This is a genomic window from Stenotrophomonas sp. 01N47 (assembly GCF_056399165.1).
In genome coordinates, this window is the sequence record NZ_JBFTQU010000003.1 from 265555 (window position 1) to 279057 (window position 13503).

Consider the following 13503-nt stretch of genomic DNA (forward strand, 5'->3'; position numbering starts at 1 on the left):
TGTCCAAGGGCCGGTTCTACCGGCCCTTTCTACAGGTGCGATCCGATGTCCCAGCTTCCCGGTTACCCCGCCCACCCGCAGCGTTTCGAGGTTCGCCCCGGCCTGTCGATGAACTATCTCGACGAAGGCCCGCGCGATGGCGAAGTGGTGGTGATGGTGCACGGCAACCCGTCGTGGAGCTATTACTGGCGCACGCTGGTGGCCGGCCTGTCGGACAGGTACCGCTGCATCGTGCCGGACCATATCGGCATGGGCCTGTCGGACAAGCCCGACGACAGCCGCTACGCGTACACGCTGCAGTCGCGGGTGGATGATCTGGATGCGCTGCTGAAGCATCTGGGCATCACCGGCCCGGTGACGCTGGCCGTGCACGACTGGGGCGGCATGATCGGCTTCGGCTGGGCGCTGTCGCACCACGACCAGGTCAAGCGCCTGGTGGTGCTCAACACCGCCGCATTCCCGATGCCAGCGGCCAAGAAGATGCCGTGGCAGATCGCGCTGGGCCGGCACTGGAAGATCGGCGAGTGGATCATCCGCACCTTCAATGCGTTCTCCTCGGGTGCCTCGTGGCTGGGCGTGGAGCGGAAGATGCCGGCCGATGTGCGCCGCGCCTACGTGTCGCCGTACAACAGCTACGCCAACCGCATCAGCACCATCCGCTTCATGCAGGACATTCCGCTGTCGCCGGCCGACAAGGCGTGGTCACTGCTGGAGCGCGCCGGCAAGGCGCTGCCGTCGTTCGCCGATCGACCGGCCTTCCTCGGCTGGGGCCTGCGTGATTTCGTGTTCGACCATCACTTCCTGAAGGGCTTCCAGGCGGCGTTGCCGAAGGCGCAGGTGCATGCCTTCGAGGATGCCGGCCACTACGTGCTGGAAGACAAGCATGAAGTGCTGGTGCCGGAGATCCGGGCGTTCCTGGACGCGAACCCGATCTGAAGAGTGTGCCGACCAACGGTCGGCACCCACCGGGAGAATGAACGGGTGGGTGCCGGCCGCTGGTCGGCACGCCTGGGGAAGGGATGGGTGGGTGCCGACCGTTGGTCGGCACGCATGTCATGCCGCGATCGGCGCCTGTGGCGAGGGGCTGTTGCCGTTGTCGTCCGGGTGGTCGTCGTCGTTGTCCGCGCCATCGCGCCAGCGCCAGTCGGCCAGGGTCAGCGGATCCAGCCCATAGGCGATGCGGGCCTTGTCGCACTGCGGGCTGGCCTTGCCGTACTCCCACGATGCATCCACCTCGCGGCACACGCTGGGGCGGTTGGGGTGGATCGTGCAGCGCGAATAGACGCCGATCTGCGCGTCCAGCGCGACGCAGCGCACCGGCTTGGAATGGGTGCCGCGCATGCACAGGCGGTGCGGGTCGAGCACCTCGGTGAGCTGGTGCGGCACGCCGCCGGGGGTGACCTCGTCCGATTCCATCCAGTGGAAGGCCACGCGGTACTGGGTGCAGCAGGCGCCGCAGGTCATGCAGGGATGTTGCATGGGCAAGCCGCCTCGGGCGGCATCGGGGAAGGGACGAGGATGCGGATTTTCCACGCTGGCGGCCGCCGCGCAAGAAATTCCGTAAGCGGCGACAATGAACGGATGAACCGATCCTGCAACATCGCCGCGCGGCTGCCCGAGCTGGCGCGTGAACGCCCCGACCAGATCGCCATCCGCTGCCCCGGGCGCCGCGGCGCCGGCAACGGCATGGCGGCCTACGACGTGACCCTGGATTACCGCCAGCTGGACGCCCGCAGCGATGCGATGGCGGCCGGCCTGGCCGGTTACGGGATCGGCCGCGGGGTGCGCACGGTGGTGATGGTGCGGCCGTCGCCGGAGTTCTTCCTGTTGATGTTCGCCCTGTTCAAGCTGGGCGCGGCGCCGGTGCTGGTCGATCCGGGCATCGACAAGCGCGCGCTGAAGCAGTGCCTGGACGAGGCACAGCCGCAGGCCTTCATCGGCATCCCGCTGGCCCACGTGGCGCGGCTGGCGCTGCGCTGGGCGCCTTCGGCGACCCGTCTTGTCACGGTCGGTCGCCGCCTGGGCTGGGGCGGTACCACGCTGGCCGCGCTGGAGCGTGCCGGCGCCAACAGCGGCCCGATGCTGGCCGACACCGATGGCGAGGACACGGCGGCGATCCTGTTCACCAGCGGCTCCACCGGCGTGCCCAAGGGCGTGGTCTACCGCCACCGCCACTTCGTCGGCCAGATCGAGCTGCTGGGCAGCGCCTTCGGCATGGAGGCGGGCGGGGTGGACCTGCCGACCTTCCCGCCGTTTGCGCTGTTCGATCCGGCACTGGGCCTGACCTCGGTGATTCCGGACATGGACCCGACCCGGCCGGCCCAGGCCGACCCGGCGCGCCTGCATGACGCCATCCAGCGTTTCGGCGTGACCCAGCTGTTCGGCTCGCCCGCACTGATGCGGGTGCTGGCGCGGCACGGGCGGCCGTTGCCGACGGTGACCCGGGTGACCTCGGCCGGTGCGCCGGTGCCGCCGGACGTGGTCGCCACCATCCGCAGCCTGCTGCCGGCCGATGCCCAGTTCTGGACACCGTATGGCGCCACCGAGTGCCTGCCGGTGGCCGTGGTCGAGGGGCGCGAGCTGGAGCGTACGCGCGCGGCCACCGAGGGCGGTGCCGGCACCTGCGTCGGCAGCGTGGTCGCACCGAACGAGGTGCGCATCATCGCCATCGACGATGCGCCGCTGCCGGACTGGTCGCAGGCGCGCGTACTGGCCGTGGGCGAGATCGGTGAGATCACCGTGGCCGGGCCGACCGCCACCGACAGTTATTTCAACCGTCCGCAGGCGACGGCGGCGGCGAAGATCAGCGAAACCCTGGCCGATGGCAGCGTCCGCATCGTGCATCGCATGGGCGATGTCGGCTACTTCGATGCGCAGGGACGGCTGTGGTTCTGTGGCCGCAAGACCCATCGCGTGGAAACCGCCCACGGACCGCTGTACACCGAACAGGTCGAGCCGGTGTTCAACATCGTCCCCGGCGTGGCACGCACGGCGCTGGTGGGCGTCGGCGCGGCCGGTGCGCAGGTGCCGGTGCTGTGCGTGGAGCTGCAGCGTGGCCAGTCCGACAGCCCTGCTCTGCGCGAGGCGCTGCATGCCACGGCCGCTGCGCGTCTGCCCGAGATGAAGCTGGAACACGTGCTGATGCATCCGGCGTTCCCCGTCGATATCCGTCACAACGCCAAGATCGGCCGCGAGAAGCTCGCCGTCTGGGCCCGCGCCGAACTGGAGAAGCGCGCATGAAGATCCTGGTCACCGGTGGTGGTGGTTTCCTTGGCCAGGCGCTGTGCCGTGGCCTGGTCGAACGTGGCCACCAGGTGCTGGCATTCAACCGCAGCCACTACCCGCAACTGCAGGCGCTGGGCGTGGGCCAGATCCGCGGTGACCTGGCCGATCCGCAGGCGGTGCTGCATGCGGTGGCCGGCGTCGATGCGGTGTTCCACAACGGTGCCAAGGCGGGTGCGTGGGGCAGCTATGACAGCTACCACCAGGCCAACGTGGTCGGCACCGACAACGTCATCGCCGCCTGCCGTGCGCATGGCATCGGCAGGCTGGTCTACACCTCCACGCCCAGCGTGACCCACCGCGCCACGCACCCGGTGGAAGGACTGGGTGCGGACGAAGTGCCGTATGGCGAGGATTTCCAGGCGCCCTACGCGGCGACCAAGGCGATTGCCGAACAGCGCGTGCTGGCGGCCAATGACGCGACCCTGGCAACCGTGGCGTTGCGTCCGCGGTTGATCTGGGGCCCGGGCGACCAGCAGCTGGTGCCACGCCTGGCCGATCGTGCACGTGCTGGCCGTTTGCGCCTGGTGGGCGACGGCAACAACAAGGTCGATACCACGTACATCGACAACGCCGCGCTGGCGCATTTCCTCGCCTTCGAGGCGCTGGCACCGGGCGCGGCCTGCGCCGGCAAGGCGTACTTCATTTCCAATGGCGAACCGCTGCCGATGCGCGAGCTGGTCAACAAGCTGCTGCAGGCGGTGGGCGCTCCAACCGTGGACAAGGCGATCAGCTTCAAGACGGCGTATCGGATCGGCGCGATCTGCGAGCGGCTGTGGCCGCTGCTGCGCCTGCGTGGCGAGCCGCCGCTGACGCGCTTCCTGGCCGAGCAGCTGTGCACGCCGCACTGGTACAGCATGGAGCCGGCGCGCCGTGATTTCGGCTACGTGCCGCAGGTCAGCATCGAAGAAGGGCTGCGACGACTGAAGGCCGCATCATGACGGCGGCATCACCGCGCTGAAGCCTTCATTACGCGCAGAGATCGCCATCACCGGTTGCACACCGGCAGATGCGCAGGATGGACACAACGCCACCCACGGCCGACCACCTGCGAGGAGCACCATGCTGCATTACGCCGTCATCTTCTTTGTCATCGCCATCATCGCCGCCGTGCTCGGTTTCTCCGGCATCGCCGGTGCCGCCAGCAACATCGCCTGGATCCTGTTCGTGGTGTTCCTGGTGCTGGCGGTGATCTCGATGTTCCGCAAGCGCACATGACCGCTTGAGCAGTAGTGCCGGCCGCTGGCCGGCAACCTCGATTACCCGGGGTTGCCGACCGGCGGCCGGCACTGCCGAAGCGCGGTCAACGCACCGCGCTATGCAATCCGCGATCGGCTTCGTGGCGTTCCAGCGCCAGTTCAATCAGGCGGGTGATCAGCGTGGTGTAGTCGACGCCACTGGCACCCCACAGCTTCGGATACATGCTGATGCGGGTGAAGCCGGGCAGGGTGTTCACTTCGTTGATGACGATCTGGCCATCGGCGGTGAGGAACACATCGACCCGCGCCATGCCGGCGCACTCCAGCGCCTGATAGGCCTGCAACGCGATCTGCTGGATACGCGCCTGCGTTGCCGCATCGATTGCGGCCGGCACCACCACTTCAGCACCGTCTTCGTTGATGTACTTGGTGTCGTAGGCATAGAACTCGTCGTGCAGTACGACCTCGCCACAAATGCTGGCCTGCGGCCGCTCATTGCCGAGCACCGCACATTCGATCTCGCGGCCGACTACGGCCGACTCCACCAGGACCTTGTGGTCGTAGCGCAGCGCGGTCTGCAATGCCGCAGCGAAACCCTCTGCATCCTTGACCTTGCTCACGCCCACCGATGAGCCCTGGTTGGCCGGCTTGACGAACAGCGGCAGGCCAAGCACTTCGATCAGCGCCGCGACATCGACCACATCGGCTTCATGGCGACGGATGCACACCCAAGGCGCCACCTGCAGGCCCGCATCACGCAGCAGGCGCTTGGTCACGTCCTTGTCCATGGCCACCGCAGAGCCCAGCACCGGCGAACCGACGAAGGGCAGGTTGGCCATGCGCAGCAGCCCCTGCAGCGCACCGTCCTCGCCCAGCGGGCCGTGCACGATCGGCAGCACCACATCGATCTGCCCCAGCGCGCTGCCCGCATCGGTCGGCTGCAGCTGCGCCTGCTCGGTGCCGGGCAGAACCGCCAGCGCGGTACCGGAAGGATGCAGGGCGATGCGCGCCGGATCCTCGGCATTGAGCAGGAAGGTGTCCGGCTGGCTCAGGTGCCACTGGCCCTGCTTGTCGATGCCGATCAGCACCGGTTCGAAGCGCTCGCGGTCGAGCGCGTCGAGAATGTTCTTCGCCGACTGCAGCGAAACTTCGTGTTCGGAAGACCTGCCACCGAAGATGATGCCAACCCGTGTCCGTGCCATGGAAATGCGATGTCCTGTGCGTTGCGTGGCTCCATAGCATGAACCTTCGTCGGCCTTCCGCGTGAGGCACAGATGAACCAGAAATCCCTTCGCACGCGTCAATTGCGCATGCCCCTGATCTACCGTGTCGACCAAGGTCGACACCTACCAACCGACTGAGGTTGCCGGCCAGCGGCCGGCACTACCGCAAATGGCTACCGGAAACCTGTCGAAGGCGGGGCGGTGTGGGTTTGCGGGGTGTGAGCCGCATGGATGCGGCGACCAAGCCCCCAAGGGTGAGGGCGCTTTGCTTGCGGAGCACTGCTTCGCAAGTGCCCGAACGCACAGCCGCCAGCGGCTGGGCCGGACCGCGGAGCGGGGTTCACGGCGGCCCCGCAAACCCACACCGCCCCGCCTCCCCACAGGACGTCGGCTTTTGATGTTGCCGTTGCGTCTGCGGGTGCCGGGCGGCAGCCCGGCCCAAGCCCCCCACCCACGCAGGTAGAATGCGCACATGGCTCTTTCCCTGCTCAAGTCCCTCAAGCCGGTCGCTGGCCGTGCCCTGCAGATCGCCCTGAACCGCGCGCTGGCGCTGGATCCGGATACCCGCCACGCACTGGCCAGCCTCGACGGTCGCCATATCGACCTGACCCTGGACGCGCCGCCGCTGGCAATGCGCATCAGCGTTGACGGCGACCAGTTGCGGGTTGGCCCGGTGGATGCGCAGGAAGCGGACCTGGCCGTGCGCAGCAGCCTGTCCGGCGTGCTGGCACAGCTGCCGCTGCTGGCGCGTGCCCGCCAGGGCGCTGACAACGGCAAGGGGCGCGTGCGCGTGGCCGGCGATGCCGAGCTGGCGCGCCGCCTGCAGCAGCTGGCCAAGGGCTTCGATCCCGACTGGCAGCAGCCGTTCGTCAGCGTGTTCGGCGACGTGCTGGGCGTGCAGGTGGCCAACACCCTGCGCAGCGCCCTGCAGCATGCCCGCCAGGGTGCGATCGACCTCGCCCATAGCGCCGCTGAATTCATCACCGAGGAATCGCGCGACGTGGTACCACGTGCCGAGCTGGATGCCTTCCACGATGACGTGGACGTGCTGCGCGACGATGTCGAGCGCCTCGGCGCACGCGTGCAGCGCCTGCGGGGTGCCGCATGAAGGCGCTGCTGCGGGCCAGCCGCATCGGCCGGGTGATCCTGCGTTACCGCCTCGACGACCTGCTGCAGGGCACCCCGGCCGAGCGCTGGCTGCGCCTGGCCAAGCCGTTCGTGCCGCGCGCATCGGCCGCCATCGCGGCACAGTCGCGGGGTGCACGCCTGCGACTGGCGCTGCAGGACCTGGGGCCGATCTTCGTCAAGTTCGGGCAGATCCTGTCCACCCGTCGCGACCTGGTGCCGCCGGACGTGGCCAATGAGCTGACCCTGCTGCAGGACCGGGTCAAGCCCTTCGACGGCGAGACCGCACGCCGCATCGTCGAGGAAGCGCTGGGCCTGCCGGTCAGCGAAGCCTTCGCCAGTTTCGATACCGAGCCACTGGCCTCGGCGTCGATCGCGCAGGTGCACGCGGCCACCCTGGCCGACGGCCGCCAGGTAGTGGTCAAGGTGCTGCGCCCGGGCATCGAAAAACAGATCGACGCCGACATCGCCCTGCTCAACTCGCTGGCGACGCTGGTCGAGCGCGCCCATCCGCGCGCCGACAAGATCCGCCCGCGCGAAGTGGTGGCCGAGGTGGAGAACACCCTGGCCGCCGAGCTGGACCTGCAGCGCGAAGGCGCCAATGCCAGCGTGCTGCGCCGTTTCTGGGAGAACTCCGACGACCTGTACGTACCGGAGGTGATCTGGAGCCATACCGCCGAGCGCGCGCTGACCCTGGAGCGCGTATGGGGCATTCCTTCCGACGACATCGCCGCGCTGGACAAGGCCGGCATCGACCGCAAGGCGCTGGCCGCCAAGGGCGTGCGGGTGTTCTACACCCAGGTGTTCCGCGACAACTTCTTCCATGCCGACGCGCACGCCGGCAACATCTGGGTCGACATCGATCCGATGCGCCGCGACAACCCGCGCTTCATCGCGCTGGACTTCGGCATCATGGGCCAGCTCTCGCAGGAAGATCAGTACTACCTGGCCGAGAATTTCATGGCCATCTTCAACCGCGACTACCGCCGCATCGCCGAATTGCACGTGCAGGCGCGCTGGATGCCTGACAACGTGCGCATCGATGATCTTGAAGCGGCGGTGCGTTCGGTATGCGAGCCGTACTTCACCCGCCCGCTGTCGCAGATCTCGCTGGCCGAGGTGCTGATGAAACTGTTCCGCGTGGCCCAGCGCTATCAGTTGACGTTGCAGCCGCAGTTGATCCTGCTGCAGAAGACCCTGCTCAACATCGAAGGCGTCGGCCGCCAGCTCGATCCGCAGATCGACATCTGGGCCGTGGCCAAGCCGGTGCTGGCGAAGATCCTGCGCGAGCGCTACAGCCCGCGCCGCGTGGTGCGCGAGATCGGCAAGCGCCTGCCGGAAATCATGACCCATGCGCCGGACATGCCGCGCCTGGTGCACGCCTGGCTGACCCAGCAGGTGGAAGGTCGCCATGAGCTGGCGATGCGCTCGCGCGATCTGGTTGCGCTGGATGCCAGCGTGCAGCGCCTGCAGAAGCATGCGGTCGGTGCGATCACCGGCGTCGGCCTGCTGGCGATTGCCGCATTGATGTACGTGCTGCAGCCGCCGGGCTGGTACTGGGGCGACGTACCGGCGTGGAGCTGGGTGTCAGGTACGGTTGGCGCATTCGCATTGGCGCGTGCGTGGTGGCGATGACCGCAGCCTGCTGAAGCAGCGACGACGGCGGACCGTCGTCGCCGATGGGCTTACCAGCGGTAGCCCAGGCCCACCTGCGAATGCAGGCTCTGGAAACGATCCAGGCGCGTCTTGTGCCAGGTCTTGCCCAGCCCGACGTCGAGTACCAGGTGCTCTCCCAGCGGCTGGCTGCGGCGCAGGAACACGCGCCGGGCATCGTGCTCGCGCAGCAACAGCGGATCGGCCTCGGCGCTGTAGCCGGAGGTGCCGCTGCCCAGCCACAGTTGGGTCGAGCCACGCCCCTGGGCATCTTTCAGCCGTAGCGAAACGGTGGTGCCGTACCCGTCGGGGCCGTTGGACTGGCGATGGCGCTCATGCTTGATCGAGGCCATCACCCGCGGAAAGTAGTGCGAAGCACCCACCGACCAGCCGCTCACGTAGCCGCTGCCGTGGTACTCGGCGTACTTGCCGCCCACGCTCAGCACGGTCTGTCCGGCCACCTTCCACAGCATGTCCTGGTTGATCTGGCGGTTGACGAAGACCGGATCGTCGTTGGACGCAATCACCGACGTACGCGTGGCGACGGTGGCTGACCAGTCGTGATGCAACGAACCCTGCACCCGGTTTCCGCTGTAGCGCGAAGTGCCGTAATCGCGCTCGCCGTGGGCCAGGCCCAGGTGCCAGCGGCTGGCGCCGGTGCGACCTGCCACATCCATTGTCTGCACGTCGCGCTTGCCGAAGCCTTCGTTGTAATCGGTGTGGTCCAGCTGCAGGGAAACACGGTCGACGCCGGCATGGGCGCTGGCGGCGGCCAGCAGCAGGGCGCACGGCAGTACGCCACGATTGATGAATCGCATGGTGATTACTCCAGGGGTTGGGAATGCAGGTGTTGCAGCAGGCGATAGCGGCCTGCGGGCAGGTTCCGTTCCACGGTGATCCGCGGACCGAACTGGCTGCCCGGTGCGACGATGCGACCGGGCAGGATGATCACGCCGACGCCCAGCGCCGCGCCTTCGCCAATCCATGCGCCGAGCTTGTCGCGCTGGCTGTCGACGATCTGGCCATCGACATGCACGGCGATCGACGCGCCGTCGAGGCGGTGATTGCTTGTGCGTACGAGAGCGCCAAGATACGCGTCGTCGTCGATGCGGCTGTCACCGATGAAGCACTGCGGACCGATGCTGACCCGCTGGCCGACCACGGCGTTCTTGAGTTCGCTGGCAAAGCCGATGCGGGTGCCATCGCCGATACGCAGCGGACCACGCAGCAGCGCATGATTGCCGATCAGACAGTCGCGTCCGATCAACACCGGACCCTGGATGTGGGCGCCGTGGCAGATGCGGCTGCCGACGCCGACACTCACCGCGCCGCGTACCGTGGCCTGTGGCGATATGTCCGCGCATGGATCGAGGTGGGGCTGTAGCAATGCCAGTTCGCTGGCCATTGCTTCCAGTTCACTCCACCACATGCGGATACCTCGTTGGCTTGTCGCGTGCGGGCTCGCGGCCGGTGAACAGCCCCTTCAGTCCGTGGATCAGCCAGACCGCATAGGCCAGCAGCACATACAGCACGGAGAACGCTGCGGCCGGTACCAGCCATGGACGCCGGTGGTGCACGGCACTGACCACACCCAATGCCATCACGATGCCGATCCAGACCAGCGGCACCATCGCCACTACCAGGCCAGCGGGGCCATGCACCGTAGCGGCGCCAAATCCCACCTGCAGCCCAGCGGCGATCCCCACCAGCGCCAGCAGGATCATCGGCAGGATGCTGAAGAGCCCGAAGCGGGTCAGCAGCAACCGCCGATGCAGGCGCATGCATACGGCGTAGCCGACGATCCAGCGCCGCCAGCGTCGCCATTCCTCCACCAACGTGCTGCATTCCTGCGGGTACACCACGCAGCGGATGCTCTGCCGCACCTTGTAGCCCTGGGCCACCAGCGACCAGGACATGTCCAGGTCTTCGACCCGGGTGCGGTCGGAAAAACCTACCTTGCGCAGCACGCTGGTGCGGAACAGCCCGCAGGAGCCGGAGACAATGAACGGCGCTCCGCCGAGCCACTGCTGGAAGCTGCGCTTGATGACGATCATCGGCAGCTTCAGGCTGGCCCGCACGTGCGGAAGAAAGCCGGCGCCCTGCAGGCAGGACGATGGCACACCACCCACTGCGTCGGCACCCCGTTCGATTTCCGCCAGCAGGTGGCCCAGGCCGGTACTGCGCGGATCGATGCGGGTGTCAGCATCGGTCAGGAACACCTGGGCGGTGGCCACATGCTGCAGCCCGTGCATCAACGCGCCGCCCTTGCCCGTGTTGGACTGGTGCACGGCGAGCAGTCGCCCCGGCCATTGCAGCTGCAGTGCGTCCAACACCTGCGCGGTGGAATCGGTGGAGCCATCGTTCACGCAGATCACCCGCGCGATGTACGGATTCTGCAGCAGATCGGTGAGCGAACGCTGCAGGCATGGTGCTTCGTTGTAGGCCGGCACGATCGCATCGATGCTGCGCAGCTGCCCGCTGGGCCTGCGCGTTGCGTGGACCAGCAGGCGCACGACGATGAAGGCGCACATTGCCAGGAACAGCAGGGTCTTCATCACAGCACCAGCCGATGGGGCAGGAAGCCCTCGCTGGGGCCGATGCCCACCTGCTGGCCGCGGAACTGGGCATGGCAGCGCAGGTGGCTTTCCTGCATGTAATGGCGATCGCCCTGGCTGGCGTGTTCGCGTAGTGCGCGGATCTTCAGCTCCAACTGCACGCTGATGTCTTCAAACACCTGCGGTGCGAACTGCGGCAGCGTGCTTGGGCTTTCGTAGCACAGGATCTGCGGGACGCTGCGACAGGCGACGATCGAGGCTTCATGGACGGTGCGATGATCCTGGTGATGGTCTTCACCGCACATCGTGTAGACGCGTTGCGGTTGGATGGCTTCGCACGCCTGTTCCAGGGCGCTGATGATGGCGTTGCGGCAGGACGGGAAACAGGTATCCGGGAAATCATGCTGCAGCACTTGCCGGGCGCCGAGTTGCCGCAGCGCGCGATGCGACTCGTCGCTGCGATCAGCGCCATCGCGACAACCGCGTCCACCCCGGCTGAGTACCAGGGCATGGATGCGGGCGCCGGCGAAGGCGAGCTTGGCCAAGCTGCCGCCACAGCCCAGTTCGATGTCATCAGGGTGGGCGCCGATTGCCAGGATGTCGTGGGCCATGGCCATGTCCTTGCGGGAATCCAGGGGAAATGCGGCAGATGCGTTGAATGCACTGCTGCGGGCGCGGACTATCGCAATGGCCCGGTGAAACAGGGACTAAGAAAATTACGAAAATGTGTCGACGCTCCCCCCAGGCTTTGCTGCGCAACGAGAAGGACAGGTGCAGCGTCCGCCACCGACTGTTGACGGTGGAGTCCATAGGAGGTGGATGACGTCAATGCGCGGATACGGACACGCGCTGTGGAAGCAGCGAGAATGGTGCTGGCGCATCGCCATCCGGCGATTGCCCGTACCGCGGAGATCGAGCCGATGGACCTGGCTGCACTGAAGGATGAACTGGCCCGCTTCGGCACCAGCAACGATGCGCGCGAAACCGAGCGCGACCGCCGCATGCTCAACATCACCGCCGACACCGGTGAACTGCTGTCGGTGCTGGTGCGTTTCGGCAACGCACGGCGCGTGCTGGAGATCGGCACGTCCAACGGCTATTCCACGTTGTGGCTGGCCGAGGCCGCCGCTGCCATCGACGGCCACGTAACCACGCTGGAGTTCGCCGCCGACAAGGTGGCGATGGCCCGCACGAATTTCGCCCGCAGTGGATTGGGCGAGCGCATCAACCTGGTCCACGGTGATGCCGGGCAGTGGCTGGCGCAGGCCGACGAGGGCTGCATCGACCTGCTGTTCCTGGATTCGGATCGCGGGCAGTACGCGGGCTGGTGGCCGCAACTGCGTCGGGTACTGCGCCCCGGCGGCCTGCTGGTGGTCGACAACGCCACCTCGCATGCCGGTGAGATGGCGCCGCTGCGCGCCCTGCTGGCCGCCGACGCGGCGTTCACCACCAGCCTGGTGCCGGTGGGCAATGGCGAACTGCTGGCGCTGCGCAACACCTGACCGGGCGTCACCCCGGTAGCACGGGTCGCTGGCCTGGTGCGGTAGTGSCGGCCGCTGGCCGGCAACCGCAGTCATCGGGCGACCTCGACGTCGACGTTGCCGGCCAGCAGCCGGCACTACCCTATTCAGCGTGTCATCCGGATAATCGCGCGGTGAGCACCGAACCTGACACCCTCGCCGCGGTCGAGATTGAAACCGCGCCCCTGCAGCTGCTGCACCTGGATGAACGGCTGGCCGTGGTCAACAAGCCGGCCGGGCTGATGGTCCATGACAGCAAGCTGGCCCGTGGCGAAGATGATTTCCTCGCCGATCGCCTGCGCGAGCAGCTGGGCCGGCCGATCTTCCTGGTCCACCGCCTGGATCGCGCCACCAGCGGCTGCCTGTTGCTGGCCTTCGACCGTGATACGGCCAGTGCGCTGGGCAAGTCGCTGATGGGCGGGGAGGTAAGCAAGGATTACCTGGCCGTCTGCCGTGGCTGGCCGGCCGAGGAGGCGTGGCAGGTCGACCACGACCTGGACGGCGGTCCCGGCAAGCCGGTGAAGAAGCCGGCGGTCACCGACTTCCAGCGCCTGGCTACCGGCGAACTGTCGGTACCGGTGGGCGAGTTCACCAGCTCGCGCTATGCGCTGCTGCGCTGCCAGCCGCTGACCGGGCGCTTCCGGCAGATCCGCCGGCATCTGAAGCACCTGTCACATCACCTGATCGGTGATACCAGCCATGGTGATGGCCGGCACAACCGCAACTTCCGCATGCAGGGTGTGCACCGCATGCTGCTGCACGCCGAGCGCCTGCGCTTTCCGCATCCGGATGGTGGCACGGTGGATGTGTGCGCGCCGGTCGACGGTGAATTCCAGAAGGCGCTGGACCTGTTCGGCTGGCAGGTCGTCGACGCCTGAGGGTGGTGCCGGCCGCTGGCCGGCAACTGTGCGATTCCAGAAGTCCAGAGGTTGCCGGCCAGCGGCCG

General features: G+C 67.4%; 14 protein-coding genes. 8 read left to right on the plus strand and 6 right to left on the minus strand.

Annotated elements, in window-relative coordinates:
• The first annotated feature begins 45 nt into the window (after positions 1-45).
• Positions 46-936, plus strand: a complete 891-nt coding sequence (locus tag AC1DKR_RS07385; RefSeq protein ID WP_117309258.1) for an alpha/beta fold hydrolase — start codon at positions 46-48, stop codon at positions 934-936.
• Positions 937-1053: 117 nt separating this feature from the next.
• On the opposite strand, the gene AC1DKR_RS07390 is transcribed toward AC1DKR_RS07385, so the two are convergent.
• On the minus strand, positions 1054-1479 hold the full coding sequence (locus AC1DKR_RS07390) for a YkgJ family cysteine cluster protein (RefSeq protein WP_025875849.1): 426 nt from the start codon (positions 1477-1479) through the stop codon (positions 1054-1056).
• 102 nt (positions 1480-1581) lie between these two features.
• Here AC1DKR_RS07390 and oleC point away from each other — a divergent pair, with 102 nt between their 5' ends.
• The 3 genes from oleC to AC1DKR_RS07405 all read left to right on the plus strand — a co-directional run bounded on the left by oleC (position 1582) and on the right by AC1DKR_RS07405 (position 4500).
• A complete protein-coding gene (oleC, locus tag AC1DKR_RS07395; protein ID WP_478032048.1) occupies positions 1582-3240 on the plus strand; it encodes an olefin beta-lactone synthetase in 1659 nt (552 codons plus the stop codon).
• Positions 3237-4223 (plus strand): 2-alkyl-3-oxoalkanoate reductase, encoded by a 987-nt coding sequence (gene oleD, locus AC1DKR_RS07400; RefSeq protein ID WP_025875844.1) that lies wholly within the window; start codon positions 3237-3239, stop codon positions 4221-4223. Before oleC ends, oleD begins: the two co-directional genes overlap by 4 nt.
• A gap of 121 nt (positions 4224-4344) precedes the next feature.
• A complete protein-coding gene (locus AC1DKR_RS07405; protein ID WP_025875842.1) occupies positions 4345-4500 on the plus strand; it encodes a DUF1328 domain-containing protein in 156 nt (51 codons plus the stop codon).
• A gap of 85 nt (positions 4501-4585) precedes the next feature.
• Here the strand turns inward: AC1DKR_RS07405 and ddlA are convergent, their stop codons facing one another.
• Positions 4586-5683 carry a D-alanine--D-alanine ligase gene (ddlA, locus tag AC1DKR_RS07410; protein ID WP_478032050.1) on the minus strand — a complete coding sequence of 366 codons (1098 nt, stop codon included), beginning with the start codon at positions 5681-5683 and terminating at the stop codon, positions 4586-4588.
• Positions 5684-6176: 493 nt separating this feature from the next.
• On the opposite strand from ddlA, the gene AC1DKR_RS07415 reads away from it, so the two are divergent.
• Complete coding sequence (locus AC1DKR_RS07415; protein ID WP_478032052.1) at positions 6177-6812, plus strand: ubiquinone biosynthesis accessory factor UbiJ; 636 nt, start codon at positions 6177-6179, stop codon at positions 6810-6812.
• Positions 6809-8464 (plus strand): ubiquinone biosynthesis regulatory protein kinase UbiB, encoded by a 1656-nt coding sequence (ubiB, locus tag AC1DKR_RS07420; protein WP_363734272.1) that lies wholly within the window; start codon positions 6809-6811, stop codon positions 8462-8464. The genes AC1DKR_RS07415 and ubiB overlap by 4 nt, the downstream gene beginning before the upstream one ends.
• Before the next feature lie 50 nt (positions 8465-8514).
• On the opposite strand, the gene AC1DKR_RS07425 is transcribed toward ubiB, so the two are convergent.
• Genes AC1DKR_RS07425 through AC1DKR_RS07440 form a run of 4 tightly spaced genes read right to left on the minus strand, consistent with a single transcriptional unit; the run spans position 8515 to position 11648 of the window.
• Positions 8515-9300 (minus strand): YaiO family outer membrane beta-barrel protein, encoded by a 786-nt coding sequence (locus AC1DKR_RS07425; protein ID WP_312786675.1) that lies wholly within the window; start codon positions 9298-9300, stop codon positions 8515-8517.
• A 5-nt stretch (positions 9301-9305) separates the two neighbouring features.
• Positions 9306-9911, minus strand: coding sequence for an LbetaH domain-containing protein (locus AC1DKR_RS07430; protein WP_394196925.1), 606 nt, complete (start codon positions 9909-9911; stop codon positions 9306-9308).
• Positions 9898-11037 (minus strand): glycosyltransferase family 2 protein, encoded by a 1140-nt coding sequence (locus tag AC1DKR_RS07435; protein ID WP_223487170.1) that lies wholly within the window; start codon positions 11035-11037, stop codon positions 9898-9900. The genes AC1DKR_RS07430 and AC1DKR_RS07435 overlap by 14 nt, the downstream gene beginning before the upstream one ends.
• Positions 11037-11648: a PIG-L deacetylase family protein gene (locus AC1DKR_RS07440; protein WP_312786673.1), complete on the minus strand. Its 612-nt coding sequence runs from the start codon at positions 11646-11648 to the stop codon at positions 11037-11039. Before AC1DKR_RS07440 ends, AC1DKR_RS07435 begins: the two co-directional genes overlap by 1 nt.
• Positions 11649-11957: 309 nt before the next feature.
• On the opposite strand from AC1DKR_RS07440, the gene AC1DKR_RS07445 reads away from it, so the two are divergent.
• The gene (locus AC1DKR_RS07445) at positions 11958-12539 is read left to right on the plus strand and encodes an O-methyltransferase (protein WP_363734364.1); all 582 of its coding nucleotides are present in this window, start codon (positions 11958-11960) and stop codon (positions 12537-12539) included.
• A gap of 152 nt (positions 12540-12691) precedes the next feature.
• The gene (locus tag AC1DKR_RS07450; protein WP_478032056.1) at positions 12692-13435 is read left to right on the plus strand and encodes a pseudouridine synthase; all 744 of its coding nucleotides are present in this window, start codon (positions 12692-12694) and stop codon (positions 13433-13435) included.
• Positions 13436-13503: the final 68 nt, after the last annotated feature.